Source organism: Brevundimonas sp. MF30-B (assembly GCF_004683885.1).
In the GTDB taxonomy this organism is placed as follows: Bacteria; Pseudomonadota; Alphaproteobacteria; order Caulobacterales; family Caulobacteraceae; genus Brevundimonas.
Genome location: NZ_CP038440.1, coordinates 1725291 through 1748945, shown reverse-complemented (window position 1 = coordinate 1748945; position 23655 = coordinate 1725291). Strand labels below are relative to the sequence as shown.

General features: G+C 68.3%; 27 protein-coding genes. 12 read left to right on the top strand and 15 right to left on the bottom strand.

Translation table 11 applies throughout. The annotated features are described in order from the left end of the window. Window positions 1-9: 9 nt before the first annotated feature. The 8 genes from E4M01_RS14525 to cueR all read right to left on the bottom strand — a co-directional run bounded on the left by E4M01_RS14525 (window position 10) and on the right by cueR (window position 6292). The gene (locus E4M01_RS14525) at window positions 10-1299 is read right to left on the bottom strand and encodes a copper resistance protein B (protein ID WP_135063306.1); all 1290 of its coding nucleotides are present in this window, start codon (window positions 1297-1299) and stop codon (window positions 10-12) included. Further along, on the bottom strand, window positions 1296-3149 hold the full coding sequence (locus E4M01_RS08885) for a copper resistance system multicopper oxidase (protein ID WP_135063308.1): 1854 nt from the start codon (window positions 3147-3149) through the stop codon (window positions 1296-1298). The genes E4M01_RS14525 and E4M01_RS08885 overlap by 4 nt, the downstream gene beginning before the upstream one ends. A 109-nt stretch (window positions 3150-3258) precedes the next feature. Then, window positions 3259-3807 carry an RNA polymerase sigma factor gene (locus E4M01_RS08880; protein WP_245158233.1) on the bottom strand — a complete coding sequence of 183 codons (549 nt, stop codon included), beginning with the start codon at window positions 3805-3807 and terminating at the stop codon, window positions 3259-3261. Between the two features lie 4 nt (window positions 3808-3811). Next, window positions 3812-4252, bottom strand: a complete 441-nt coding sequence (locus E4M01_RS08875) for a Spy/CpxP family protein refolding chaperone (RefSeq protein WP_135063310.1) — start codon at window positions 4250-4252, stop codon at window positions 3812-3814. Then, entirely contained in the window at window positions 4249-4524 is a 276-nt protein-coding gene (locus E4M01_RS08870; protein WP_135063312.1) for a hypothetical protein, read from the bottom strand. Before E4M01_RS08870 ends, E4M01_RS08875 begins: the two co-directional genes overlap by 4 nt. Before the next feature lie 51 nt (window positions 4525-4575). After that, window positions 4576-5475 (bottom strand): copper homeostasis membrane protein CopD, encoded by a 900-nt coding sequence (copD, locus tag E4M01_RS08865; protein ID WP_135063314.1) that lies wholly within the window; start codon window positions 5473-5475, stop codon window positions 4576-4578. Beyond that, the gene (gene copC / locus E4M01_RS08860; protein WP_135063316.1) at window positions 5475-5834 is read right to left on the bottom strand and encodes a copper homeostasis periplasmic binding protein CopC; all 360 of its coding nucleotides are present in this window, start codon (window positions 5832-5834) and stop codon (window positions 5475-5477) included. Before copC ends, copD begins: the two co-directional genes overlap by 1 nt. 32 nt (window positions 5835-5866) lie before the next feature. Beyond that, on the bottom strand, window positions 5867-6292 hold the full coding sequence (cueR, locus tag E4M01_RS08855; protein ID WP_135063318.1) for a Cu(I)-responsive transcriptional regulator: 426 nt from the start codon (window positions 6290-6292) through the stop codon (window positions 5867-5869). A gap of 171 nt (window positions 6293-6463) precedes the next feature. Here cueR and E4M01_RS08850 point away from each other — a divergent pair, with 171 nt between their 5' ends. Together E4M01_RS08850 and E4M01_RS08845 are read left to right on the top strand one after the other, a co-directional pair. Continuing rightward, the gene (locus tag E4M01_RS08850) at window positions 6464-7225 is read left to right on the top strand and encodes a MauE/DoxX family redox-associated membrane protein (RefSeq protein WP_167765355.1); all 762 of its coding nucleotides are present in this window, start codon (window positions 6464-6466) and stop codon (window positions 7223-7225) included. A 106-nt stretch (window positions 7226-7331) separates the two neighbouring features. Next, a complete protein-coding gene (locus E4M01_RS08845) occupies window positions 7332-7760 on the top strand; it encodes a DUF305 domain-containing protein (RefSeq protein ID WP_245158250.1) in 429 nt (142 codons plus the stop codon). On the opposite strand, the gene E4M01_RS14425 is transcribed toward E4M01_RS08845, so the two are convergent. The 6 genes from E4M01_RS14425 to E4M01_RS08820 form a co-directional block, all read right to left on the bottom strand. Beyond that, window positions 7757-8182, bottom strand: coding sequence for a PepSY domain-containing protein (locus E4M01_RS14425; protein ID WP_209316024.1), 426 nt, complete (start codon window positions 8180-8182; stop codon window positions 7757-7759). The two genes, E4M01_RS08845 and E4M01_RS14425, sit on opposite strands and share 4 nt — an antisense overlap. Window positions 8183-8274: 92 nt before the next feature. Continuing rightward, window positions 8275-8508: a hypothetical protein gene (locus tag E4M01_RS14420; RefSeq protein WP_209316023.1), complete on the bottom strand. Its 234-nt coding sequence runs from the start codon at window positions 8506-8508 to the stop codon at window positions 8275-8277. A gap of 2 nt (window positions 8509-8510) precedes the next feature. Continuing rightward, the gene (locus E4M01_RS08835; RefSeq protein ID WP_135063320.1) at window positions 8511-8984 is read right to left on the bottom strand and encodes a DUF411 domain-containing protein; all 474 of its coding nucleotides are present in this window, start codon (window positions 8982-8984) and stop codon (window positions 8511-8513) included. Beyond that, a complete protein-coding gene (locus E4M01_RS08830; protein WP_135063322.1) occupies window positions 8981-9448 on the bottom strand; it encodes a nuclear transport factor 2 family protein in 468 nt (155 codons plus the stop codon). Before E4M01_RS08830 ends, E4M01_RS08835 begins: the two co-directional genes overlap by 4 nt. Beyond that, on the bottom strand, window positions 9445-10623 hold the full coding sequence (locus E4M01_RS08825; RefSeq protein ID WP_245158234.1) for an acyltransferase: 1179 nt from the start codon (window positions 10621-10623) through the stop codon (window positions 9445-9447). The genes E4M01_RS08830 and E4M01_RS08825 overlap by 4 nt, the downstream gene beginning before the upstream one ends. A 235-nt stretch (window positions 10624-10858) precedes the next feature. Continuing rightward, window positions 10859-12181: an integrase arm-type DNA-binding domain-containing protein gene (locus tag E4M01_RS08820; RefSeq protein WP_135063324.1), complete on the bottom strand. Its 1323-nt coding sequence runs from the start codon at window positions 12179-12181 to the stop codon at window positions 10859-10861. 297 nt (window positions 12182-12478) lie between these two features. Here E4M01_RS08820 and E4M01_RS08815 point away from each other — a divergent pair, with 297 nt between their 5' ends. The 9 genes from E4M01_RS08815 to E4M01_RS08775 all read left to right on the top strand — a co-directional run bounded on the left by E4M01_RS08815 (window position 12479) and on the right by E4M01_RS08775 (window position 21868). Further along, window positions 12479-12994 carry an HNH endonuclease signature motif containing protein gene (locus tag E4M01_RS08815; protein ID WP_135063326.1) on the top strand — a complete coding sequence of 172 codons (516 nt, stop codon included), beginning with the start codon at window positions 12479-12481 and terminating at the stop codon, window positions 12992-12994. A 78-nt stretch (window positions 12995-13072) separates the two neighbouring features. Then, a complete protein-coding gene (locus E4M01_RS08810) occupies window positions 13073-13258 on the top strand; it encodes a hypothetical protein (RefSeq protein ID WP_135063328.1) in 186 nt (61 codons plus the stop codon). Continuing rightward, window positions 13255-13506 (top strand): hypothetical protein, encoded by a 252-nt coding sequence (locus tag E4M01_RS08805; protein WP_167765357.1) that lies wholly within the window; start codon window positions 13255-13257, stop codon window positions 13504-13506. The genes E4M01_RS08810 and E4M01_RS08805 overlap by 4 nt, the downstream gene beginning before the upstream one ends. 501 nt (window positions 13507-14007) lie before the next feature. Beyond that, window positions 14008-14346, top strand: coding sequence for a hypothetical protein (locus E4M01_RS08800; protein ID WP_135063332.1), 339 nt, complete (start codon window positions 14008-14010; stop codon window positions 14344-14346). Window positions 14347-14456: 110 nt separating this feature from the next. After that, entirely contained in the window at window positions 14457-15641 is a 1185-nt protein-coding gene (locus tag E4M01_RS08795; protein WP_167765358.1) for a TolC family protein, read from the top strand. Then, window positions 15638-15862, top strand: a complete 225-nt coding sequence (locus E4M01_RS08790) for a hypothetical protein (protein ID WP_135063336.1) — start codon at window positions 15638-15640, stop codon at window positions 15860-15862. The genes E4M01_RS08795 and E4M01_RS08790 overlap by 4 nt, the downstream gene beginning before the upstream one ends. Window positions 15863-15877: 15 nt before the next feature. Further along, window positions 15878-17380 (top strand): efflux RND transporter periplasmic adaptor subunit, encoded by a 1503-nt coding sequence (locus tag E4M01_RS08785; protein WP_135063338.1) that lies wholly within the window; start codon window positions 15878-15880, stop codon window positions 17378-17380. Window positions 17381-17392: 12 nt separating this feature from the next. Next, window positions 17393-20533: an efflux RND transporter permease subunit gene (locus E4M01_RS08780; protein ID WP_135063340.1), complete on the top strand. Its 3141-nt coding sequence runs from the start codon at window positions 17393-17395 to the stop codon at window positions 20531-20533. A gap of 21 nt (window positions 20534-20554) precedes the next feature. Further along, the gene (locus tag E4M01_RS08775) at window positions 20555-21868 is read left to right on the top strand and encodes an MFS transporter (protein ID WP_135063342.1); all 1314 of its coding nucleotides are present in this window, start codon (window positions 20555-20557) and stop codon (window positions 21866-21868) included. A 77-nt stretch (window positions 21869-21945) separates the two neighbouring features. On the opposite strand, the gene E4M01_RS08770 is transcribed toward E4M01_RS08775, so the two are convergent. Continuing rightward, complete coding sequence (locus E4M01_RS08770; protein ID WP_135063344.1) at window positions 21946-22263, bottom strand: helix-turn-helix transcriptional regulator; 318 nt, start codon at window positions 22261-22263, stop codon at window positions 21946-21948. Between the two features lie 195 nt (window positions 22264-22458). Here E4M01_RS08770 and E4M01_RS08765 point away from each other — a divergent pair, with 195 nt between their 5' ends. Further along, complete coding sequence (locus tag E4M01_RS08765) at window positions 22459-23634, top strand: hypothetical protein (protein ID WP_135063346.1); 1176 nt, start codon at window positions 22459-22461, stop codon at window positions 23632-23634. Window positions 23635-23655 lie beyond the last annotated feature (21 nt).

The following is a 23655-nucleotide window of genomic DNA, read 5'->3' as shown; positions in this document are numbered from 1 at the left end:
GTCAACTCCTTAGAACCAGGCGCGTACGCCGATGACGGCCCGGACGGTTTCCGGGTCGCCGCCGGCGGCGCGCGTATAATCCGCGGCGCCCCCCAGGTCGCGGCTCCATTCCACGCCGATATAGGGCGCGAACTCCTTGTAGAACTCGTAGCGAAGACGCAGTCCGGCCTCGACATGGCTGAAGCCCGAGCCGACACCGAGCTCGGGGATGTTGGAGGCCGAGGCCTCGATCTCGAACCGGGGCTGAAGGATCAGCCGCTGCGTGAGCCTCTGGTCATACTCCGCCTCCACCCGGGCGGTGAGATCGCCGCGCGTCGAGAGGAAGGCGGCGGCGTCAACTTCCCACCAGTGCGGCGCCAGACCCTGGATCCCCAACACCAGATGGGTCTCATCGCGATCGTCGCCGAAATCCTGTCGCACCCCGGCCTGCACGTCCCAAAACGGCCTGATCGCCCGGCTGTAGAGCGCCTGCACCTCGCCGGAGGCCTCGCCGTCGAAGTCCGCGTCGCCCTCCGACTTCCACCAGAAGCGGTTGATGTCACCGCCGGTCCAGCCGTTCAGGTCCCAGAGCAGGTTTTCCCGCCCGTCGGCCCGCTGGACCTCCAGCCGGTCGATGACCACGGCCGTGGTGGTCATCGCGCCGTTTTCGCGCAGGAGCAGCCGACGCGCGTCGGTCATGGCCGTCTCCCCGAACACGCCGTCGGCGGCGTGCGCCGGCCCCGAAAAGGCCCCCGCAGGCGGCGCCGCCTGAGGCGGGCGCCCGGGATTGTCGGCGCTGGTCGGCACGTTCGGCGCCCCCATGGTCATGCCCGACATGTCGTGGCCGGCGTGCGGATCGGCGGGCTGCGCTGCAGCCGCGCCTGCCGACGGCGCCATGTCATGGCCCGCGTGGGGGTCGGCGGCCTGGGCGGCCGATTGCGCGGAAGCCGGCACCGTCGCCGGGGCGTTCATCGCATGACCGGCGTGCGGGTCTGAAGACGGCGCCGCCGCCGGTGCGTTCATCTCATGACCGGCGTGCGGGTCGGGAGACGCCGCGCCGGCCGGAGCCGGTGCCGCGGGCATGACATGGCCGGCGTGCGGATCGGCCTGCGTCTCAGGCGCTGCGGCCGGCGGTCGCGGACGCGCCGGCGCGGCCTGAGCCGGACGAGCGGGCGCGGCTTGTGCCGGGCGGGCGGGCGCGGGCCGTGTCGCGGGCGGGCGAGCCGCGGGCGGACGGGCGCCGTGAGCGCCGTGGTCCTGGGCTGCGACCGGCGTCGAGAGGGCCATCAGAGCGAGAGCGGAAACGGCGAGGCGGATCATCGGGCCTCTCCATCGAGCGGGCGGACGGTGACGACGTTGAACATGCCGGCGTGCATGTGCATGAGCATGTGACAGTGGAAGGCCCAGTCGCCGGGGGCGTCGGCGGTCAGATCGAAGGTGACCTTCCCTCCCGGCGCCACATTGACGGTGTGCTTGAGCGGCTGGTGCCCTGCGGGTCCGCCCGTCACCAGCTCGAAGAAGTGCCCGTGCAGGTGGATGGGGTGGGCCATCATGGTGTCGTTCACCAGGGTCACCCGGACGCGCTCGTCCCGCTCGAAGCGGATGGGCTCGACGATCTCGGAGAACTTCCGGCCGTCGAAGCCCCACATGAAGCGCTCCATATTGCCGGTCAGGTGAATCTCCAACGCGCGCGAGGGCGGTCTTTGGTCCTTGTTCGGCGAGAGCGAGACCAGATCGGTGTAGACGAGCACGCGATGCGGCTCGTCCGCCAGCCCCAAGGGACGGTCTCCCAGTCTGTTGGCGGGCATGGGGGCGATCATGTCGACCCCGACGCCGACCGCCATGTTGGGCGGGGCGTTGTTCGGGTCGCGCATGTTGTGGCTCATGCCCGCCATGCTCCCCGTCGCAGTGCCGGTCTGGGCGGCGCCGTGTCCCATGGCGCCGTGATCCATGCCGCCGGCCGCCGGGGCGCTCGCGGCGCCCATGGCGGAATGATCCATCCCGGCCATGCCTGAGTGGTCCATCCCCGCCATGCCGGAGTGGTCCATGCCCCCCATGCCCATGTCCCGCATGCTCAAGGTCGGCACGCGCCGCAGGGGCGGCACCTCCGCCGTCATGCCCAGACGCGGCGCCAGCGTCGCGCGACCCATGCCGGAGCGGTCGACCGATTCCGAGACGATGGTGTAGGCGCGGTCCTCAGTCGGTCGCACGATGACGTCATAGGTCTCGGCGACCGAGATCTGGAACTCGTCGATCTCCACGGGCCGCACATTCTCGCCGTCGGCGTTGACCACGGTCATCGCCAGACCCGGGATGCGGACGTTGAAGATCGACATGGCCGAGGCGTTGATGATCCTCAGCCGTACACGCTCGCCCGGCCGGAACAGGCCGGTCCAGTTCTCCTGCGGACCGTGGCCGTTGACCAGATAGGTGTAGGTCGTCCCGTTCACGTCGGCGATGTCGCGCGGGTCCATGCGCATGGCGCCCCACATCCGACGCTCCTCCAGGCTCATCCCGTCCTCGCCGTTGATCAGGCCGGACAGGGTGGTGCGTTGGCGGTTGAAGTAGCCTGGGCTCTTCTTCAGCTTCTCGAGGATCTCATGCGGGTGCATGAAGCTCCAGTCCGACAGCACGAGCACGTGCTCCCGATCATAGGCCACCGGGTCCGCGCCCGCTGGATCGATGATGATCGGCCCGTAGTGGCCCATCGCCTCCTGAAGGTCGGAGTGCGAGTGGTACCAGAAGGTGCCGGACTGAATGACCGGGAACTCGTACAGGAAGGTTTCGCGCGGCTTGATGCCGGGGAAGCTGATGCCGGGCACCCCGTCCATCTGGAACGGCAGCAGCAGGCCGTGCCAATGGATCGAGGTGTCTTCGTCCAGGGTGTTGGTGACCGAGAGCCGCACGTTCTGTCCTTCACGCAGCCGGATCAGGGGCGCCGGGAGCGTGCCGTTGACCGTGATCGCATGGCCGGTCCGGCCGCCGACGCTGAACGGAGAGTGGCCCACGCTCAGCGCCACGTTCGGTCCGTTGAGGGTCGGGAGGGTCGGCCCCATGCCCGGCGATCCGGACTGGGCCCAGGCGGGCAGAAGTCCCTGGGCGGCGAGCAGGCCGCCGGTCAGGACGCCTCCCCTGAGCAAGGCGCGGCGGTCGAGGGCAAGCGTGGACATGTAACGGGAGGTTCCGTGCAGCGAAGGCGCAATGCGCGCAGGTGTCGTTTGGGATACGCGAGGGCGCGCCCCTGCCCTCGCCTCGCGCTCAATGTGTCGCACCCTACCCTCAGGGAACGGCCTCCGCCAACCGCCGGCGCGCCCGGGCGATGCGGGTCTCGACCGTCTTGGCCGAGACATTCAGGATGGCGCCGATCTCGCTCTGGGATCGGCCCTCCAAGACCGACAGAAGCAGCGGCGCCTTGAGATGATCCGGCAGGGCGTCGATGGCCCGGTTCACCGCCGCCAGGCGACGTCGGTCATCGAGGCGATGCTCCGCGCTCGGCGCGGGCTCCGGCAGATCCTGCACCTCCCGGCTCTCGAGACCGGCGACGCCGCGGATCAGTCTGCGCACGGTGCGCTTGCGGGCCCAGTCGCGGCATTTGTTGACGGCGATGGTGCGCAGCCAGGTCGCGAAGGACCGTGACGGGTCATAGCGGCCGATCGCCAGCCAGGCGGCGACATAGGTCTCCTGCAGCACATCGTGCGCTTCCCCGTCCTCGCCGACGTAGCGGCGGATGAACCGATGGAGATCAGAGCGGGTCTCGGCCATCAGGGCGGAAAACGCCGCTCTGTCGCCGCGCGCGGCGCGCGCTTCGACCGTATCCGCTGCGGCCACTCGGTTACCGGGTGTCCTGCAGCAACGCGTCCGCAACCGCCGCGTCGAAGGCGCGCGCCTGATCCGGCGTCAGAACCCCGCGCATTTCGAAAGCGTGGGCGATCGTCTCCTTCTGCAGAGCGCCCATCGCGTCGTGATACTGGTCGACGGAGGCCTGCACCGCCGGGCTGTCGCCTTCGTTGGCGGCGATGGCGCGCGCCAGATCGGCGTTGGCGTCCCGCAAACGGCTCTCCAGCGGCGCACGACGCGCGGCGAAGGCGGTTTCGATCCGATCAAGTCGGGTCTCCTGGTCCGCGGTCAGCACCAGCTCGCGATGAATGATGGCGTGCAGACTGGCTGGCGCGTGCCGTTTCGCGGTCCAGTTGGCGCCGAGCCAGGCGCCGGCGCCGCTGGCCAGGGCGGCCAGCAGGACGGTGATGAGGACCGACTTCCAGCGCGGACTCATCCGCCCATCTCCGCGGACGTCAGGGCGGCCAGGCCGACGGCGGGCTGGAAGAGACCGGCGTCCGCCGTCCGCGCCTGGGCCGCTGGTGCGATCCACTGGCCGTTGGCGACCCCGGCGACCAAGGCGACCGCGACGATGGCGAACCGCAGCTGGCGCGCCCGCGCGCGCTCGACCCGCGCCTCGACGCGGGCCCAAACCCCGGCTTCCAGACCCGAGAAATCCGGGTCTCGCGACGCCGGGTCGGCGATCATGATGTCGATAGGGTCCTTCATCTCTCTTCTCGCACGCCCCACACTGTCATACGCGCCACGGGGCCCTTCCCCTCAGCCGCCGAGGGGCGGCTGGACGCCCAGAATGGCGACCAGCGCCAGAATGAGGCCGCCGGCGAAGAACTCAAGACCCAGGCTGAGCCGAAGCCGCGCCCACTCCGACGCCCCGTTCCGGTCGAGCGCCGGAACCGCGCGGAACCGATGCCAGGCAGCCAGGCCGACCATGGCGGCGAACAGCCCGAGCTTGCACGCCAGAAGCAGGCCCCAGGCGGTTCCGGCGGCCGCCGTCGCGTTTGACCAGCCGACGATAAACAGGCCGTTGGCGACGCCTGTCGCCACCAGCAGCGCCACCATCACCGCGCCCAGGCCGGAGAACCGCCGCAGCGTCGCCGTCAGGGCCGCGTCCCGGGCCTGATCCCGGACCGGCCGGGCGGCGAGGATGACGAAGACGGCCAGGGCGCCCAGCCAAGCCGAGGCTGCGGCGGCGTGAATGACGGTCGAGGCCCGGTGCGGCCAGGCCATGGCCCCCTCGGTGGCTCCGGCGTGCCCGGTCCAACCGAAGGTCGCGGCCGCCGCCAGGCCGAGGATGAGCGCAGCCATCCAAACCCAGCGTCCCGGCCGCAGGGCGACACAGGCGACGAGGATCGCCAAGGCCAGGCCCGCGCGCGCGACGAGGGCGAGGCCCAAGGGCGTGCCGGCGGCCACGAAGCGCAGAGCTTCGGGATCGAGGGCGGCCGCCGTCGACCCCGCCATCAGCGCGGTCTGCGCCAGCAGCGCCGCAGGCGCCGCGAGGGTCAGGATGCCCGCCGCCGCGATCATCAGCGGCCTCGGCCAAGGCAGGTCGAGGCCTTCCAGCGCCGTCCGGTTGTAGACCATGAAGACCGGCAGGCCGACGAGAATGGAGAGCGCGGCGTATTGGACGCCGCGCAGCACGATGACGGCGAGATCCAGCATCAGCGGACGCTGAAGGCGTAGCTTCCGGTCATGCGATGCCCGTCAGCCGACGCGATGCCCCAGTGCACGGTGTAGGCGCCGGCCGCCAAGGTCCGGCCGACGGGCGCGGTGAGGGTTCGGCCGTCACGGCTGACCGTCGTGCGCAGCGTGGTGCGGTCGCCGCGCCCATCTTCGATCTCGAGTTTGGAGAACGCGGCCACGGTTCGCTCGCTGAAGGTCAGGCTGACCGTCCGCGGCGCGGCGATGCTGGCCCCGGCCGCCGGGGTCGAGGAGACCAGACGCGCGTGGGCGCTGGCGCTCTGCGGCGCGGCCATCACCAGGGCGGCGGCGGCGAGGGCGGGAATGAAGATGCGGGACATGGGGCTCTCTCCTTGAGACTGCGCACTGGGTGTTACGCGGGACGGTCGGATGTCCCTCGCCGCGCCCGACCGACATCTCCCAGATCATCCAGGATCGGGCACTCCGGACGGTCGTCCCCGCCGCAACAGTTGACCAGCGTCCGCAACACTTCGGCCATTGACTGCAGGTTCCGGATCCGGTCCTGCAGATCCTCGAGGTGACGGGCCGCCAGTTGCTTGACGTCATGGCTGTGACGCGCGCGGTCGCTCCACAGGGCCAGCAGATCGCGGGTCTCCGCCATCGAGAAGCCCAGATCCCGCGCGCGTCGGATGAAGCGCAGCCGATCGACATCCGCCGCTTGATACGCGCGATAGCCGGACGCCGTGCGCTCCGCCCTGGGAATGACGCCCGTGTCTTCGTAATGCCGGATCATCTTGGCGGAGATGCCCGACCGAATGGCCGCTTGACCGATGTTCACGCGCCTCAACCGCCTCCACACGAATGCGGGCCCCTGCCCCGCGCTTCCGCCTCTTGACCTTCCTACGATGGGAAGGTGCATGGTGACGGTCAAGACGACAGCCCCCGTCCCGAGAAGCGGCCGGCTGACTCAAGCGGAGACGCCGAACCCGCAACACGAAAGGACCTAAGGATGGCCGTCCCGGAGCCCAAGAACGCCGACCTCTACCGCATGGTGATGCCGGACCACACCTGCCCCTACGGCCTCAAGGCGCGCGCCTTGCTGCGCCGGCGGGGCTACGCCGTCTCGGATCACCATTTGACGACCCGCGCGGAGACGGACGCCTTCAAGGCCCAGCATGGAGTGGCGACGACGCCGCAGACCTTCATCGACGGCGTGCGGATCGGGGGCTACGACGATCTGCGCCGGCATTTCGGCGAAAGGGTGCGCGACAAGAACGCGGTCACCTACACGCCGGTCATCGCGCTGTTCGCCATGGCGGCGCTCATGGCGATCGCCGCGAGCTGGGCGGCTTACGGCGAGGTCGCGCCCGTCCGGACGGCGGAATGGTTCGTCGCCATCGCCATGTGTCTTCTGGCGCTTCAAAAGCTGAAGGACGTCGACAGCTTCGCGACCATGTTCCTCAACTACGACCTGCTCGCCAAGCGGTGGATACCTTACGGGACCGTCTACCCCTTCGCGGAAGGGCTGGCCGGACTGCTCATGCTGGCCGGCACCCTGATGTGGCTGTCGATCCCCGTCGCCCTGTTCATCGGCACGGTCGGCGCCGCGTCGGTGTTCAAGGCGGTCTACATCGACAAGCGCGAGCTCAAATGCGCCTGCGTCGGCGGCGACAGCAAGGTCCCGCTCGGCTTCGTCTCGCTCAGCGAGAACCTGATGATGGTCGCCATGGCGATCTGGATGCTGCTCAAGCCCGCCGGCCTTGGGCACTGAGCCCCGGAGTTTGATGATGACCCACGCCTCGACCCCTCCGAACTCGCGCCAGCCGGGCCCCGCCTCTCCGTCCGGCCACGGCGTCAGTCACGCCCGTCCGTACCTGATGTTCTGGATCAATATGATCCTGGGCTTCGTCGTCATGTATGTCGTCATGTTCACGATGATCGACGGGCCCCGGGATTTTCGGAACAATCTGAACATGGCCTATATGGCGGTCACCATGTGGGCGCCGATGGGCGTCTTCATGCTGGCGACCATGCGCGGCATGTATCCCGACCGCCGGCTCAACCTCGCGCTTTATGCGCTGTTCGTCATCCTGACCTGCGCCTCGTTCTGGGCCACACGCGCCCAGGCCTTGATCGATGACCGGCAGTTCATCGACTCGATGATCCCTCACCACTCCGGCGCCATTCTGATGTGCCGGGAGGCCGACCTTCGCGACGCCGAACTGCGCGCGCTATGCGGGGACATCACCCAAGCGCAGAGGACCGAGATCGACCAGATGGAACGGATCCGCGCGCGCCTCCGCTAGGCCGGATCAGACGGCGAGCCTGTCCGCGCCGCTCGGCTTCGTCGGGCGGCTCGGGCCATGTTCAGGTCGCGGGACAGGCGGATCCATAGCAACACCAGACCCGATATTACGACGATCAGGGTCAGGACCGTCGTGACGACGATCAGGGGGTGGTTGAAATTCTCCCCATGGGTCCAGTCCATGACGTGCAGTCGCCAGAAGACATCATAGAACCGCCAGACCCCCGAGCGGCGTGTCACAACCTCGCCGGTCTCCGGCGCGAGATAGAAGGTGGTCCCTTCCCGGTCGGCGAAGTCGACGCGCCATATCGGACCGTCCCGGCCGGTCTCCGGCGGCGCCTCAGCCAGGCGTTCAACGGCGGAGATCGAGCTGTCTCCCGCGTAGGCGGCGGCCGCGAGCGTCCTGGCCTCGGCCTGGCTCATGTCCGCGAAGGGCCGACCGGTGACCGCCGACGTAATCCGCGGCTCGCCCCGGAGCGGGGTCAACGTCCAGGCCGGACCGCGCGGCGTGCTCCTCAGCTCCACCCGGCTCCAGGACAGGCCGGGTGGAGCTGAGGAGCACGCAGCGTGGCGAGCAGCTCGGGCGGCAAGGGCGAAGGGGTCGTCGCCCGCACGCGATGTTCACCCCTCACCGTCTCGATCGGGATCGCCGTCATCACCAGACCGCCGCCGACCCAGAAGAGGACCTGCAGGCCGACGATCAGGGCGAGCCATTTGTGCAGCTGGGTCGAGAGGCGAAGGACCCGCACGATCAAGCCTGGCCGTGGCGGGCGAACACGCGGGTCTGGCCCGACGGCAGGATGAGCAGGGTCTCGTAGGGGTCGACCCGACCGTCGGGCGTCTCCATGCCCGGCGATCCCAACGGCATGGCCGGCACCGCCAGGCCGACGGCTCTGGGGCGCTCACGCAGAAGGCGCTGGACGTCGGCCGCCGGCACATGGCCTTCGATCGCATATCCGCCGATCACCGCCGTGTGGCAGGAGGCCAAAGCCTCCGGCACGCCGCGGCTGCTGCGCACCGAGCGCAAGGCCGGCAGTTCGGTGATCTCGGCGACGAAGCCGGCCGCCTGCATGTGCCGGACCCAGCCGTCGCAACAGCCGCAGGTGGGCGTCTTGAACACCTGCATGGTCCGGGTGTCGCGGCTCTGGGCGCAAGCCGAGACGGGCAGGACGAGCGCCGCGGCGCCGGCGAGCCAGAGGCGACGGGTCAGGACAGCCGGCTTCATCGACCGGCTCCAGCGGCCGGCGGGGTCCTTGGCGCGCGGGACGAGCCATGATGCATCAGGATGCGCCAGGCGCCGTCCCGCCGTTGCAGCACGCTGGTGCTCACGCCCTGACGCTCCACGGGCGCCCGCGACGCGTCGCGGAAGCGGATGACGTAGCGATAGCGCTCGACGGCCCAGGCGATGTCGCCCTCCACCTCGGACGTCACCGTTTCATCCTGGAAGTCGAAACTCTCGAAAGCGGCGAGTTCCGGCCCGAGATGATGGCTCAGATAGGTGGCGAACACGCCTTCGTCGGAGCCCTGCTCGAAGACCCGGCCGTCCGGCCAGAAGGCCTGGGCGGCGGCGGCGCCGTCGAGCGACTCGATGGCGGCCCGATAGGCCGACAAGGCGGCCTCCGGACCCGCGGGTTGCGGACTGGTCTGGATCAGGCCGGCGGCCAGCACGGCCGCGAGGGTGACGCTCATAGGGGTTCTCCTTGATCGGAATGGACGAGACGCGCTTCGCTCGACGCCGCGGCGCGGGTGCGGAACAGTCGGCGCAGACCACGTCGGCCGGGACGTTCGACGAGCAGGTGCAGGCCGATCGAGGCGACCAGCATCACGGACAGCAGGGCGGTCAGCTCGAGCGGCCCCATCAGATAGTCGCGGCCCAGGCCGAACAGACGCTCGACGGCGTTGCGCCAGGCCATGAGGACCGGGATGTGCACCAAATACAGGGCGTAGGATATCTCGCCGGCGAAGACCGCGGCCGGGTGGGCGAGCCATCCGCCGCCCGTCTCGTTGCGCGCGACAAAGGCCAGCGCCAGGATCAGGGGCCCCGCCGCCGCCACGATCAGGCGATCGTCGGCGTTCACCTGCATCAAGCCGGCGAAGACCCCGGCGGCGACCGCCGCGAAGAGCCAGGACAGACGCGGTCCCGGATCGAAGCGCCGCCCGCAATAGTAGAGACCCACGCCGTAGAGGAAGGTCGGCAGGATGCGCAGGATGCCGAGATTGTCTTCGGCGCGCGGCAGGACGATCCCGAAGGCCGCCCGGTAGAGGGCGTCCAAGGCGACGAACAGGGCGGCGGCGGCGATCAGCAGCCAGCCCGGCCGACGCTTGAGTCGAAGGGCGATCCAGGCGAAGGCCGGGAAGATCAGATAGGCGAACCATTCCGCCGACAGCGACCAGGCCGGCCCGTTCCAGAGGGCCATGCCGTCGGTCGGGAACCAGGCCTGCACCAGGATCAGGGTGGTGAAGAAATCCCTCGCGTTGAAGCGGTCGGGCTCCAGCCCCACGCCGACCATCGGCGCGCCGAGGATCAGCAGAAGCAGCCCCCCGAGGATGGCCCAGTGCACGGGGAAGACCCGCGCCACGCGCGCCCCGAGAAAGGCGAAGTAAGACGGCGCCGTCTCGCCCTGCAGATAGACGTGGGTCAGGATGAATCCGGAGAGAATGAAGAAGGCGTCCACGCCCAGCCGCGCGCGGTTCAGCAAGCCGGCGGCGTCGGGTCCCAGCGTCCACTGAAGCTGGAAGTGGAACAGCACCACGCCCAGCGCGAGGACGAACCTCAGGCTGGTCAGCGGCGCGAGCACGTCCGGAAACGGCGTCTCGCGCGCATGGGGTTCGAATAGCCGCACGCCGTCCCGCTCGCTCCGCAAGCCGTCTGTCCCAACAGAGAGATACGCACCGTCCAGGCGCTTCCCTCGCGAACCCCGACCGGAATGCGCCGGACGGTCCCGGCCTCGACCGAAGGGTGGCGCGGGCGAGGTGCGCCCTTCGCAGCCTTTCAGCGAGCGGCCGCGGCTCGCCCTGGCCGCAGACGTCCGCTCGAATGCGGTCAGTACGCGCTTGGCTGTTTCGCCCACCGCGCCGATCGGTCTTGACCCTCCCCCCTCAGATCAAGGCGAACAGATCGCCTGTGATCGCGCCCTCGCCGCCGGCGTGCTGAGAGGGGGCCGGCGCCGAGGCTCGGGGCTGGCGGGCCGCCTTGTCGCTGACCCTCCGCGGCACAGGATGGTGCGGCAGACAGAAATCGGACCAGGCCTGCAGCACCGCCTGCCGTTTGCGCAGGGCGTCTCGTCTCCGATAAGCCCGTTCGGTCTCGTCCCCGACGGTGTGAGCCATGCACTCCTCGATCACCTCCTTGGCGAAGTCGGTTTCGTCGCCGGCCCAATCCCGGAAGGCGGACCGCATGCCGTGCGGCGTGCAGCCCGGCGCGAGATCGCGCAGCAACATATCCATCGCCATATTGGACATCACTCCCCCTCTCTGGCTGGGGAAGACGAACGCCGACGGCGTTGGGCGATCCGGCCGCACGGCCTCGAGCACCGCCTTCGCCCCGCTGGAGAGCGGCTGACGGAAGGGCCGCTCCTTCATCCGCGCGGCGCCGAGCCCCCAGATGTCCCCATCGAACTCATCCCATGTGGCCTCGAGCGTCATGGTCTCGCGAGCGACCGTCAGGATCGTGAACTCAAGGGCGCGCGCCGACATGCCGGTTCTGGCGGCGAGTTTCACCATGAGCGCCGGAAGCTTTTCATAGAGTATGGCCGGCATGTGACCGCGCTGGAGTTTCGGGCGCGGCGGCAGGGCGTAGATCAGATTGCCCTTCCACATCGCCGGGTTTTCGCCGGTTCGAAGTCCCTTGAAGCGAGCGTAGTCCAGAACGCGCTCCAGCCTTTCGCGCAGCTTGCCCGCGGACTCGGCCTTGGTCAGCCACAGCGGCTCCACGACATTCAACACGTCTTGACGGTCAATCTGATCGACGGGCTTGTGTTTGATCGCCGCCGCGTGTCGATCGATGGACCGCATCCAGCCGGCCTTGGTCTTGCGACCGCGCCAGCCACCCTCCTGGGCGGCCACATAGGCGATCCAGCAGTCCCGCAGGCTCGGGCCCCGCGTCGGTGGACGGGCGTCGCCCTCCGCGCGGTCGGGCCCGACCTCCGAAGGTTCGGCCCGTCGTCGTGCGGCCGGGTCGCCCCCCTGCGCCGCCAGAACCTTGGCGGCGTCGCGGGCCAGACGCGCGTCGGCGAGGGATGTCGTGGAGATCGAGCCCAAACCGATTTCACGTCGCCGGCCGTCCTGCCTGAACCGGTAGATCCAACTGCGGGCGCCCGACCGCGACACGACAAGATAGAGTCCGTCGCCGTCCAGGTGCCAACCTTCAGGCAAGGCGCCGCGCGCGGCGCGGTCGGTGAGCCTCTTGGGGGTGCGGGGCATGGGGTCTTCGCGCAAATCAATGGATCGACGATGGAGTGTAGCAACTGAGGATCCCGCCCCTCACCGGTTTCCGCGCGATGGAGCAGCGCAGGCGCTCCCGCGCACTGAGGTGACCAGTCTTGCACCGTCCTGAACACGCCGCACGATCCCGTGATCCGCCATGGCGAAAGCGGATCACCGATGCGCGGCCGTCGGACCGGCCGCGCCCGTGCCACCCGCCGCCCTGCCGGGGCCCCGGCGGTGGCCGAGAGGCCGTGGGCGGTTCCCTCCCGACGATAAAAGGCCCTACGGTTAGACATGACCGAGAACCACCGTTGTGACAGCGAGACCTGGAAACGCGCGACCGCCCGCCTGAACCGGTCGGTCGCGGCGATGATGCGGCGGGGCCTCGACGATCAGACGGCGGCCGAGCTGAATCGCGCCGGCCATACACTTTCGAGCCTGCAGCTGACCGGCGATGACGAACTGACACGCCTGGGCTTGTCAGCTCGACAGATCGCCGGCCTGAGGCGTGGCGGGCGAGCGGACATCCCCTTCGCCACCCTCGCGCGCGTGCTCTGGAAAAACCGGTCGACCTGCTGCGTCTGCCGCAAAGCGGGACAGGCGATCATCGTCCATCACATCAGCCCCTGGGCGACGAGCCGCGACCACAGCGACGCCAACCTTGCGGTTCTATGTCTGGAGCATCACGCCCGGGCGCACAGCCGCGGCGACCTCGAACAGAATCTCACGCCCCGACGGCTGCGCGACAGCAAAGACCGTTGGGAGCAGGAAGTGTGTCAACTCGACGCCCGGGGTAGTGGTCCCTTTTGAGAAGCGGACGTTTACGGCCATTGAGTAGCGGACGCTACCTCGGCACCCCTCTTGTTCTTTTGGACAGGAGGGTAGGCCATGCGCCACCGCACCGACATCATCAACCGCCTGCCGGAACGGGCGCTCTTCATTCGCCACGACATCCGTCACGGAAAGCTGACGTTCATCGCTGAAGTCGATGGCCGCGCCGTCGCCGTGGCGCCGACCCGCGAAGCGGCGATGCAAACGCTGCTCCGTCGGTTGGCCCTGGAGACCATCCATTGAGCCCGCGCGGAATGCGCCAGCGCCGACTGGCGAAGGAGGTGATCCGCTTCACGCGAGGTCGACACTCCTACCGCGTGGTGCGCGAAACGATCCGCACCATTCGCGCTCCTTGGCGTGGTTCCGCCGCGACAAGGGGTAGCGCCGTCGATCTTCAGATCACCTACGTGGTCTATCGTGATGGCCAATGCGTGGGTGAGGGACCCAAGCTGAACGAGGTCGTGTCCAGGATCATCCGGCACGGGCTGTAGCCCGCAGCCAGTCCGCAACGGCGGTCAGGCGCAAACTTGATGATTGAGAGTGTTGACAGAGGAACAGCTATGGCCACTTCCTTTCCAAGCCCAGGGAGCAACGATGTGCCGAAAGCAGCAGGCCGGAAGCAGCGCCCACCCCGCCCCCGCGTAACGCCCAAGCGGGACCCGCTGACCGAACGGTTCTTCGAACTGAACGACGAGTTCGGAGAACTGATAGACGGTCGAGCGAGCGGACCAGATGACTTCGTCACTGACCCCGAAGTCTTGGCACAGTTTCCACGCCCGTCGGACGAGGAGATCAGACAGGCCATCAAGGGTAAGAAGCACGACTCGCAAACCTAAACTGTCGAGCATCCGACCGATGCCGAACCCCCCCTAAATGCCGTGCTGGGTCCCCAAGAGGGACATCGAATGTTGTCGGTTGTGCCCCGCCGACCTTGGCGATACGCTGAGTCTGTGAATCCCTTTCGTCACCTTGCGGCCCGCCTGATCGGCGCGATGCTGGTGATCGTCGCCCTGGCCATGCCGGCGGCGGCGATGGACGCGCACGCGATTTCGCACATGGCGTCGCCGATCGACGCCACGGAGCATCATCACCACGATGAAGACGACGGCATCGTCGCTGACCACGATCATGATGATGAAGCGCCTGGCGACCGGGATGACGGAGGGCATGAACACATGCCCGTCCACGTCATCACCTTCGAGGCGCCCGTTGCGCCAGCCTTCGAGGCAACTGCTTTTCTTGGCTCGCCACTGAAGTCGATCATCGCACGGGACAGGGCTCCGCCCGACCTGTCGCTGGACCCCGACAACCGACCTCCCCGCTCGATCTGATCGTCGCCGTCGGCGCGCCCTGCTGGGCGCGGCGATCGTCTGTCGTTCGATCGGAGCCCTAGATGTCTTCCCATTTTCGGAGCGTCCGCCTTTGCGGATCGCTCGTCCTCGTGGCGGCGCCGCTTTTTGCGGCGGCTCCCTCCCACGCCCAAGCCGTTCCCACGCGCCTGACCGAGGCGGAAGCGGTGTCCCTCGCCTTGGGCGATGGAGATTTCGCGCGCGGCGCCCAGGCGCGCCGCGATGCAGCCCGAGCGGGAGCCGAGGCGATCACCCGCTTCGAGAACTCATCCTTGTCCGTAAGCCGCAACACCTTGTCCGGTCCGGTGGAGGACGAGGAGGAGTGGGAGATCGGGTTCGTCCAGCCCCTCGACCTGACGGGCCGCCGCTCGGCCTTGCGAGGGGCGGCGGTCGCGGAAGCCGAGGCGACCGACGCCGACGTCCAGCGTCGCGCCCATGAACGCAGAGCCCAGACTCGCCGCGCCTATGTCGGCTGTGCGGTCGCCGTCGAGCGCGCCGCCGCGACGGCAGGATACCGGGATCGCCTAATCGACGCGGAGCGGATCGTGACGGAGCGATCCGCAGCCGGCGACACCGCCGTCTATGATCTCCGTCGCGTCAGGGTGGAGGCGCGCGCGGCCGAAGCCGAGGTGCGCCTGGCCGAGGGCGAGATCACTGCGGAATGCGCAACGCTCGCACGACTGACCGGAACGCCCGGCGCCATCGCGGCGGAACCGCTCCGGTCGCCGATGCTGATCCCTAGCAGGGAGCCCGAGCGCCCTGACCTCGTCGCCCGAGAGCGGCGTGTCGAGGCCGCTGGTTACACGACACGAGCGGCGGAGCGGTCCCGCTGGCCCGAAGTTCAACTCGGCGTGGGATGGCGCCGCGTTGAAGCCCTGGGCTTCGAAGCCGACGGCCCGCAAGTGTCGGTCGGCGTCACCATCCCGCTGTTCGACAGGGGATCGGCCCGAGTGAGGGAAGCCCGCGCCCTCGAACACGCCGAGGCCGCTGACCTCGCTTTAGCGCGCCGCGAGGCGCTGGCCGAGGTCGATGCGGCGGAAGCCCGCGCCGTCGCCGCCGTGGAAGCTGTTCGCATCGCCGAGACGGCCCGTGACGACGCAGGGCGCTTGGGCGTCACCGCCGAGACTGCCTACCAGGCCGGTGAAACCGGCGTGACCGACTTGGTCGACGCCTATCGCGCCGCCCACGAGGCGGAACTTTCCATCATCGAGATGACGGGGCGCGCCAACCTGGCCGCGATCGAACTCGAATTGGCCCAAGGAGGACCAAACCCATGAAGACCCAACTGATCCTGACCGGCACCTTCGCCGCCCTGCTCGCCGCTTGTTCCCCGGCGGCCGAGCCGCAGGGCGAGACCGAAACTCCCACGACAGCAGCGACGGCCGAGGCGCCAGCACCGGCTGATACGACCGCGCACGACGACGACGACGCGGTCGAGCCGACCGCCGAGGACCACGGCCACCCCCATGACGGCGAAGACGCCGACCACGCTCACTAAGAGGATATTCCTTCGATGAAGGCGATGCTTCCCGCCCTCGCGGCGCTTGTTCTCATCTCCGCCTGTTCGGATGGCGGCCAACCGGCCGCCGAAGCGCCCGAGGCGGGGAGCGTCACCGTTACGCACTACAGCCCGGCGACGGAGTTGTTCGTCGAATACCGGCCGCTGGTCCTGGATCGCCGTCGCCGCTTCGACGCGCATCTCAGCCGGATTTCCGACTATCGCGCGGTGACCGATGGACGGCTGATCGCCGAACTGACGTGGCCCGACGGGCATGTCGACAGCGCCTCGGCGGAGGTGTCGGACACGCCGGGCATCTTCCGCCCCTTGTTGACGGCGACTCGTTCCGGCACGGCGCGGCTCAGGCTGCGTCATGTCGGCCCCCAGGGCGAGAGCATCCACGACCTGGGCCAGGTGACGGTCCATGCGACCAGCGAGGCGGGCGCTCGCGCCGCCCCGCCTCATGAAGAAAATCCCGAACGCATCGCCTTCCCGAAGGAGGTGCAGTGGCGCATTCCCTTCCGCGCCGAACCGGTCGTGGATGGGCTGCTGGCCCAGACAGCGCCGGTCGCCGTGGATGTGCGGCTGGCGCCCAACGCGGAAGCGGTGATTGCCTCTCCCGTGGCCGGCGTGATCCGCACCGGGGCGTCGGTTCCCGCGCCGGGCATGACCGTTCGTGCGGGCCAGCAGTTGGCGACCGTAGCCGCTCAGTTGGGCGGAGGCGAGGATGTCGCCTCCCTGGACCTGGGCGTGTCGGAAGCGCGGATCGCTCTGGACGCGGCGCAACGCGAGGTGGCGCGCATGGAAAGGCTGGTCTCCGCCGAAGCCGCTCCCCAAAGGCGGCTGGACGAAGCGCGAACCGCAGAACGGCTGGCGCAAGCGCAACTGTCCGCCGCTCAGAGACGCCGGGCCGCCCTCGGCGGAGGCGGCGCGGGCGTGCCGCTTGTGGCGCCGATCTCCGGGCGCGTGCTGACGTCCTCGATCGTTCGCGGCGCGCCTGTGGAAGCGGGCGTCGAACTCATGCGTATCGGCGACCCGACGTCGCTCTGGCTCGTCGCTCGCGTCCCGGAGGCCCAGGCGGCAGGGCTGGGCTCGGCCACGGGGCTGGACATCATCGTGGATGGCGAACGGCTCGACCTGCCAGGTCTGGTTCGCGTGGCGGACGCTGGCTTCATCGACCAGCGCACCCGCACCGCCGAGGTGATCTTCGCCTACAGGGGCTCCGCTCTTCGACCAGGGCAGCGGGTGCAAGGCCGGATCGTCAGCGGAGGAGCCCTGCGCACCCTCAGCGTGCCCGCGTCGGCCATCATCAACGAAAACGGCCAGGACGTGGTCTATGTCCAGGTCTCCGGTGAGGCCTTCGAGCGACGCCTGGTTCAACGCGACGCGCAGAGCGGCGACCGCATCGCCGTCACCGGCGACCTGCGTGGCGGCGAGCGCGTCGTCACTGTCGGAGCCGCCGCCGTGCGCGCCGCAGCCGCCTCGCCGGACGCCTTCGGGCACGGCCACGCGCACTAAGGGAACAGGCCGATGATCGAACGTCTCGTCCGCTGGTCGCTGGGCAACCGCCTGGTCGTCTATGTCCTCGCCATCCTCCTGACCGTCGCTGGCCTGTTCGTCGCCCTGCGCACGCCGGTCGACGTGCTGCCCGACCTGACGGCGCCGACCGTGCAGGTGGTGGTCGACGCCGGCGGCTATACGCCGACCGAGGTCGAGCAGTTGATCACCATCCCGCTGGAGACGGCGCTGAACGGCGCGCCCGGACTGCGCCGCATCCGTTCCAACTCGGCCACAGGCCTGTCGGTCGTGACGCTGGAGTTCGGCTGGTCGACCGAAACCGCCGAAGCCCGCCGCGTCGTGACCGAACGCCTCAGCGCCGCCGCCGGCGCCTTGCCGGAAGACCTGCCGCCGCCGATCATGGCGCCGGCCTCCTCGGTCATGGGCGAGATCATGTTCGTCGCCCTGCGATCGGACGCCCATTCGCCGACCGAGGTGAAGAGCGTCGCCGATTGGACCGTGCGACGGCGGCTGCTTGCCGTGCCCGGCATCGCCGAGGTGATGACCATTGGAGGCGACGAGCGGCAGGTGCAGCTTCTCGTCGATCCGGGCCGCATGAGCGCGCTCGGTGTCGGCATGAACGATGTGATCGAGGCGATGCGCGCGGCCAGCGCCAACCGTTCGGCGGGCATCGTCGTCCAGAACGGGCAGGAACTGCTCGTGGAAGGCGTTGGGCGCGCCACCACGCCTGAAGAGTTCGGAGAGGTCGTGGTCGGCGAACAGGGCGGTCTTCCGGTCCTGGCGCGCGACATCGGGGACATCCGCATCGGCGAAGGACTGAAGCGCGGCACCGGAGCCTTCAACGGCCGCCCCGCCGTGATCTTCGCCATCCAGAAGCAACCCAACGCCAACACCCTGGAACTCACGGAGGAACTGGACAGAGTGTTCGCCGACCTTCAGCGCACCCTGCCCGAGGGCATGGCGCTGGAGACCAAGGTGTTCCGCCAGGCCGATTTCATCGACCGGGCGGTCGACAATGTGGTGAAGGCGCTAATCGAAGGCCTGGTCCTGGTCTCGATCATCGTTCTGGTCTTCCTGGCGTCCTGGCGCTCGACCCTGGTGACGCTCGCGGCCATTCCGGTGTCGGTTGTCGCGGCCCTGATAGCCGTCAATCTGGTGGGCGGCACGATCAACACCATGACGCTGGGCGGCATCGCCATCGCCCTCGGGGTCCTGGTGGACGACGCCATCATCGTCGTCGAGAACATCGTCCGGCGGATGCGCCTGGAGAAGCAGAAGCCGGAAGAGGAGCGCGCCGCCCTCATCAAGATCGTGGGCGATGCGACCGTCGAGGTGCAGGGGTCGATCGTGTTCGCCACCCTGATCATCCTGCTGGTCTTCCTGCCGCTGTTTGGCCTGACAGGGATCGAAGGCCGCCTGCTGCAACCCCTGGCCCTCGCCTATGGCGTGGCCTTGCTCGCCAGCCTCGTCGTCGCCCTAACCCTGACGCCCGTTCTCGGCCTCGACGTCCTGTCGCGGGGAGAGAAGGCTCTGGGCCGGGAGCCGCGCTGGGTCCACGCCATGAAGACGCGCTACGGCGCATTGATCGACGGGCTTCTTCCCCGCTGGCGGCTCGTCGCGGCGGTCTCGGGGGCTCTGGTCCTCCTGGCCGGCGTCGGGCTGGCCCTTTCGGGGCGAGCCTTCCTGCCCGAGTTCAACGAGGGCAGCCTGACGGTCAACGTCACGGCCTTGCCGGGCACGTCGCTGGAGGCGTCAGACGCCGCCGCCGCTCAGGTCGAGGCGGCGATGCTCGCCCAGCCCGAGATCGCCACCACGGCCCGGCGCACGGGCCGCGCCCCAGGCGACCCGCACGCCCAGGAAGTGTTCGCCTCCGAGATCGAGGCGTCGCTGAGGCCCGGCGGTCGGGACCGTGAGGAACTGCTGGACGCCCTACGCGACTCGGTTGGTCAGATTCCGGGTGTCCAGGCGATCTACGGTCAGCCGATCTCCCACCGTATCGACCACATCCTGTCGGGCGCGCGCGCCAACATCGCCATCAAGGTTTTCGCCCAGGACCCGGCGACCCTGCGCCGATTGGCGCAGGAGGTGCAGTCGCGGGTGGCCGAAGTTCCGGGCGCCGTCGACGTCCAGACCGACACCCAGAGCGAAGTGCCCTACCTCCGCCTGCGCTTCCGGCGCGCCGACCTGGCGCTGGCCGGCCTCACCGTCAACGAGGCCGCCGATGCGGTCGGCGCCGCCATCGGGGGAACCACGGTCGGCACGCTGATCGAACGGCCGGTCCTGACCGATGTCGTCGTCCGCTATGACCCGGCGCTCTATGGCGATGGCTCGATGATGGACGCCCTGCTGTTGTCGACGGGCGACGGACGGCTGGTCCCGCTGTCGGCCGTCGCCGACGTGGTGCGCGATCTGGGACCGAACACGATCTCTCGCGAAAGCGTGGAGCGGGTCCAGCTTGTGCTCGCCAATGTCTCCGGCCGCGACCTAGGCGCGGTGGTGGCCGACATCCGGGAGGCGCTTGAACCGATGGACCTGCCGGAAGGCGCGCGGATCGAGCTGGGGGGCCAGTTCGAGAGCGCGGCATCCGCGACTCGGACGTTGCTGGCGCTGGGCGTCGTCGTGCTGATCGGCATGTTCCTGCTGCTGCGCCAAGCGTTCCGTTCCAACCGGGACGCGGGGATCGTCATGCTGAACCTGCCGCTGGCCCTTGTTGGCGGCGTGGTGGGTCTCTGGCTGATCGGCGGGGTGCTGTCGGTGGCGACCATCATCGGCTTCATCACCCTGTTCGGCATCGCCACGCGCAACGGCGTGATGCTGGTCAGCCATATCCGGCACCTTCAGGCCCATGAAGGCGTGACCGACCTGCGCGAAGCCGTCAGGCGCGGCGCCGAAGAGCGTCTGGTGCCCATTCTGATGACGGCCCTGGCGGCGGGTCTCGCGCTCGTGCCGCTCGCCCTGGCCATGGGCCAGCCGGGCAGTGAGATTCAGGCGCCCATGGCGGTGGTCATCCTGTGCGGTCTCGCTACGTCGACGGCTCTGAACATGCTGGTGCTGCCCGCCATCTACCTGCGCATCGCGGGAGGCGGCGGACGTGCGCCGGACGACGCCTCGCGGACCAGGCGGGTCTTCCCGTCTTGGCGGGCCGCGCGCTAGGGACCAGGAAAGGCCGACGGAATGTTCTCTCCGCTTCGCAACCCGGCCTACCGCCGTCTGTTCGGCGCACAGGTCGTCGCCTTGCTGGGGACCGGGTTGGCGACTGTGGCGCTCGGTCTGCTCGCTCATGATCTGGCGGGCGCCGGCGCCGGCGAGATCCTGGGACTGGTTCTCGGGATCAAGATGGTCGCCTACGTCGGCGTCGCGCCGTTCGCCAGCGCGCTCGCGGCCCGCGTGCCTCGAAAGGCGCTGTTGATCGGCCTCGACCTGGTGCGGGCGGGCGTCGCCGCCGCCCTGCCGTTCGTGAGTGAAGCCTGGCAGGTCTACGCCCTGATGACGGTTCTCTACGTCGCCGCCGCCGCCTTCACGCCAGCCTTCCAGGCCATGATCCCCGACCTGCTTCCTGATGAACGGGAATACACCAAGGCCCTTTCCCTCTCCCGTCTCGCCGCCGACCTTGAAAGCCTCGCCAGCCCCGTGCTGGCGGCCGTCTTGCTGACGGTGGTCACTTGGAGCGGCCTGTTCGGCGGCACCGCCTTGGGGTTCGGCCTGTCGTCATTGTTGGTCCTGTCGGCGGTCGTGCCCACGGGGGCGGCTGCGACGCCAAGGCCGTTCCTTCATCGCCTGACCGCCGGGCTCCGGCTGTTCGTCCTGACGCCCCGGCTGAGAGGCGTCCTGGCCTTCAGCCTGGCGACGGCGGCGGGCGGGGCCATGGTGTTCGTCAATACCGTGGTCCTGGTCCAGTCGCGCTTCGGCCTTTCGGAGCAGGCCACGGCCTGGGCGCTGGCGGCCTTCGGCGCCGGCTCGATGGGCGCGGCCTTGGCCCTGCCTCGCCTGCTGGAGAGGATCGCCGACCGTCTGGCGATGGCGGCCGGGGCGGCGCTCATGATGACGATGCTGTTCGCAGGCGCGGTCCTGGCGACCCGCTACGAGATGTTGCTCGGTCTGTGGGTGGTCATGGGGGCGGGCTACGGCCTCACCCTCGTGCCTGTCGGGCGCGCCTTGCGCCGCTCATCCTCGTCCGAGGACCGCCCGGCGCTGTTCGCGGCCCACTTCGCGGTTTCCCATGCCTGCTGGCTCATCGCCTATCCGGTCGCGGGGTTCGCCAGCGCCGGGGCGGGGCTCCCGGCCGCCTTCATCGTCCTGGGCCTCCTATGCGGCGTCGGCCTGATCCTTGGATTGCTCCTCTGGCCCCGCCGTGACCCCCAGCAATTGCCGCATACGCACCCCGACCTGTCGCCCGACCATCCGCATCTTCAGGCGCACGCCCTGGGCGGGGAGGGTCATTCGCACGCCTATGTCATTGACGAGCACCATCCCCGTTGGCCGGGATAAGCGATTGCTCCCGCGTTAGGCTAAGTTGGGGGCAAGCTGCTTTCCGGCGGGCGTAGCGTCGCAAATGATTTCGATTTCTAGGCGGCTCGTCTCCGCTTGGCCTCGACGCTTCCGCCACCGCAATCCACCAGGATGAAGTCCGCCAGCGCGCGCAGGTTTTCTCGATCAAGCCGGTAGAAGATCGAGCGGCCTTCTCGACGATGGAGCACCAGCCGCGCATGGGAGAGCATCATCAGTTGGGTCGAAAGCGTGTTCTGCTGAACATTCAGCCGACGCGCGATCTCGCCCGACTTGAGCCCCTCGGGCGGGGCTTGTGTGGCTAGGAGGCGAAGGATGTCCACGCGGGAAGGGGTGGCCAACGCACCGAACGCCGTAATGGCTGCATCTTGATCCATATGTCGGACTCCGCCGATATAATGAGAAGCGGACTCTATCGAATTATCGAGAAAAGTCAAACGCCATTACGTCAAGATTCCTGACATCGAATGCCATCTATGTCAACATTCATGACGTATCGGCTTATCCCGATATTATGTTGAAATGTGTCTGATTGGTTGCTACTGAGACTCCCCGTGCAAGGGAGCGCCGAAGTGGCGAACTTTCTTACGAAGGATCGGCAAGAGCGTCTCGCCCGCGCGTTGATGCGCGGGCGACCTCAACGAACGATCGCCGAAGACGAAGACATCGACCGAAAGACGGTGGCTAGACATGCCCGTTGGCTCGGTCGAACCGCTCGCCACCTGCTGATGCAGCAGACCGCGCTCACCTTGCGATACTTCCAGATGGACGAGTTCTACAGCTACGTCCTCGCCAAGGCGCACAACGCCGCCGACATCAAAAGTCCCGTCGTCCTTGCCGGTCGGTTTCTGCACTTCCTGGCGGTCGAAAGCGATACCGGTTTCATCGTTTCGCACATGGTCGCGCCTTCCAATGGGGTCGAGGACACACGACGATTCATCAAAGATTTCGATGCACGCCTAGCCCGCAAGCCCGACGGATCATACGTGCATGTGCCGGAACTGATCACGGATGGTCACGGCAGCTACGGCTCGGTGATCAAGGAGGACGGCTACCCCTACAACTACGGAAAATTCATCAAGGAATCGACCTACGAGACTAAGGACGGACGCACGCTGAAGAAGCGCATGTTCGGGGGTATCCGTAGAGAAATTGTCCAGGGCACCCTTCGCGACCCTGACGGTTTCAACACCCAGATGAACGAGGCCGTTAACAGTTCCGCGCGGGCCAGGAACATGCGGGTCCATAAGAAGTCCAAGGCAGGATCGAAACGCTTCGCTCAGCACTGCGACCAATTTTCACTGTGGGCGTGGGGCTACAACTACGCATTCGTCCAGGAACGCAGGAAACAGACCCCCGCGATGGCGGCCGGTATCGATCAGCGGCTTTGGCAGGCGCCCGACTTGATACGGGCAGCGGAAATCTATCGTGAAGAGTTCCCTGACGCTCTCGACGAGATTGATCCCGTCCTTCTGGACTTCGACATCCCCGAGATCGAGATCGATGATCCCAACCTGATCTGGCTCTATCATTCACTCCAGCAGAAGGCGTCCAAGGCGCACCATCCCGACTGTCGCTGGTGCAACCAAGGGGCGGGGGTGAAGGGCTACATGGGCACCAGTGGAATCTGGCTGCCGTTCAAGACGCTTGATGAGGCCAGGGTCTACGGCGAGCAGGCCACCCCCGGCAATTTCACCCTGTGCCGCGACTGTTTCCACGAGCGGAACTTCTGGCGCGGCCGCCTCTGACCTGCGGTCAGAGGGGCCAAC

What these genes read in the sequence shown, in the direction of transcription:
- copC (WP_135063316.1), bottom strand. Translation starts at nt 5,834, where the DNA reads ATGTCCCGCATCTTCATTCCCGCCCTCGCCGCCGCCGCCCTGGTGATG.
- E4M01_RS08850 (WP_167765355.1), top strand. Translation starts at nt 6,464, where the DNA reads ATGGCCGTCCCGGAGCCCAAGAACGCCGACCTCTACCGCATGGTGATG.
- E4M01_RS08820 (WP_135063324.1), bottom strand. Translation starts at nt 12,181, where the DNA reads ATGCCCCGCACCCCCAAGAGGCTCACCGACCGCGCCGCGCGCGGCGCC.
- copD (WP_135063314.1), bottom strand. Translation starts at nt 5,475, where the DNA reads ATGCTGGATCTCGCCGTCATCGTGCTGCGCGGCGTCCAATACGCCGCG.
- E4M01_RS14525 (WP_135063306.1), bottom strand. Translation starts at nt 1,299, where the DNA reads ATGATCCGCCTCGCCGTTTCCGCTCTCGCTCTGATGGCCCTCTCGACG.
- E4M01_RS08870 (WP_135063312.1), bottom strand. Translation starts at nt 4,524, where the DNA reads ATGAAGGACCCTATCGACATCATGATCGCCGACCCGGCGTCGCGAGAC.
- E4M01_RS08785 (WP_135063338.1), top strand. Translation starts at nt 15,878, where the DNA reads ATGAAGGCGATGCTTCCCGCCCTCGCGGCGCTTGTTCTCATCTCCGCC.
- E4M01_RS08790 (WP_135063336.1), top strand. Translation starts at nt 15,638, where the DNA reads ATGAAGACCCAACTGATCCTGACCGGCACCTTCGCCGCCCTGCTCGCC.
- E4M01_RS08875 (WP_135063310.1), bottom strand. Translation starts at nt 4,252, where the DNA reads ATGAGTCCGCGCTGGAAGTCGGTCCTCATCACCGTCCTGCTGGCCGCC.
- E4M01_RS08780 (WP_135063340.1), top strand. Translation starts at nt 17,393, where the DNA reads ATGATCGAACGTCTCGTCCGCTGGTCGCTGGGCAACCGCCTGGTCGTC.
- E4M01_RS14425 (WP_209316024.1), bottom strand. Translation starts at nt 8,182, where the DNA reads ATGAGCCAGGCCGAGGCCAGGACGCTCGCGGCCGCCGCCTACGCGGGA.
- E4M01_RS08845 (WP_245158250.1), top strand. Translation starts at nt 7,332, where the DNA reads ATGTTCTGGATCAATATGATCCTGGGCTTCGTCGTCATGTATGTCGTC.
- E4M01_RS08770 (WP_135063344.1), bottom strand. Translation starts at nt 22,263, where the DNA reads ATGGATCAAGATGCAGCCATTACGGCGTTCGGTGCGTTGGCCACCCCT.
- E4M01_RS08810 (WP_135063328.1), top strand. Translation starts at nt 13,073, where the DNA reads ATGCGCCACCGCACCGACATCATCAACCGCCTGCCGGAACGGGCGCTC.
- E4M01_RS08885 (WP_135063308.1), bottom strand. Translation starts at nt 3,149, where the DNA reads ATGTCCACGCTTGCCCTCGACCGCCGCGCCTTGCTCAGGGGAGGCGTC.
- E4M01_RS08800 (WP_135063332.1), top strand. Translation starts at nt 14,008, where the DNA reads ATGCTGGTGATCGTCGCCCTGGCCATGCCGGCGGCGGCGATGGACGCG.
- E4M01_RS08835 (WP_135063320.1), bottom strand. Translation starts at nt 8,984, where the DNA reads ATGAAGCCGGCTGTCCTGACCCGTCGCCTCTGGCTCGCCGGCGCCGCG.
- E4M01_RS08830 (WP_135063322.1), bottom strand. Translation starts at nt 9,448, where the DNA reads ATGAGCGTCACCCTCGCGGCCGTGCTGGCCGCCGGCCTGATCCAGACC.
- E4M01_RS08775 (WP_135063342.1), top strand. Translation starts at nt 20,555, where the DNA reads ATGTTCTCTCCGCTTCGCAACCCGGCCTACCGCCGTCTGTTCGGCGCA.
- E4M01_RS08815 (WP_135063326.1), top strand. Translation starts at nt 12,479, where the DNA reads ATGACCGAGAACCACCGTTGTGACAGCGAGACCTGGAAACGCGCGACC.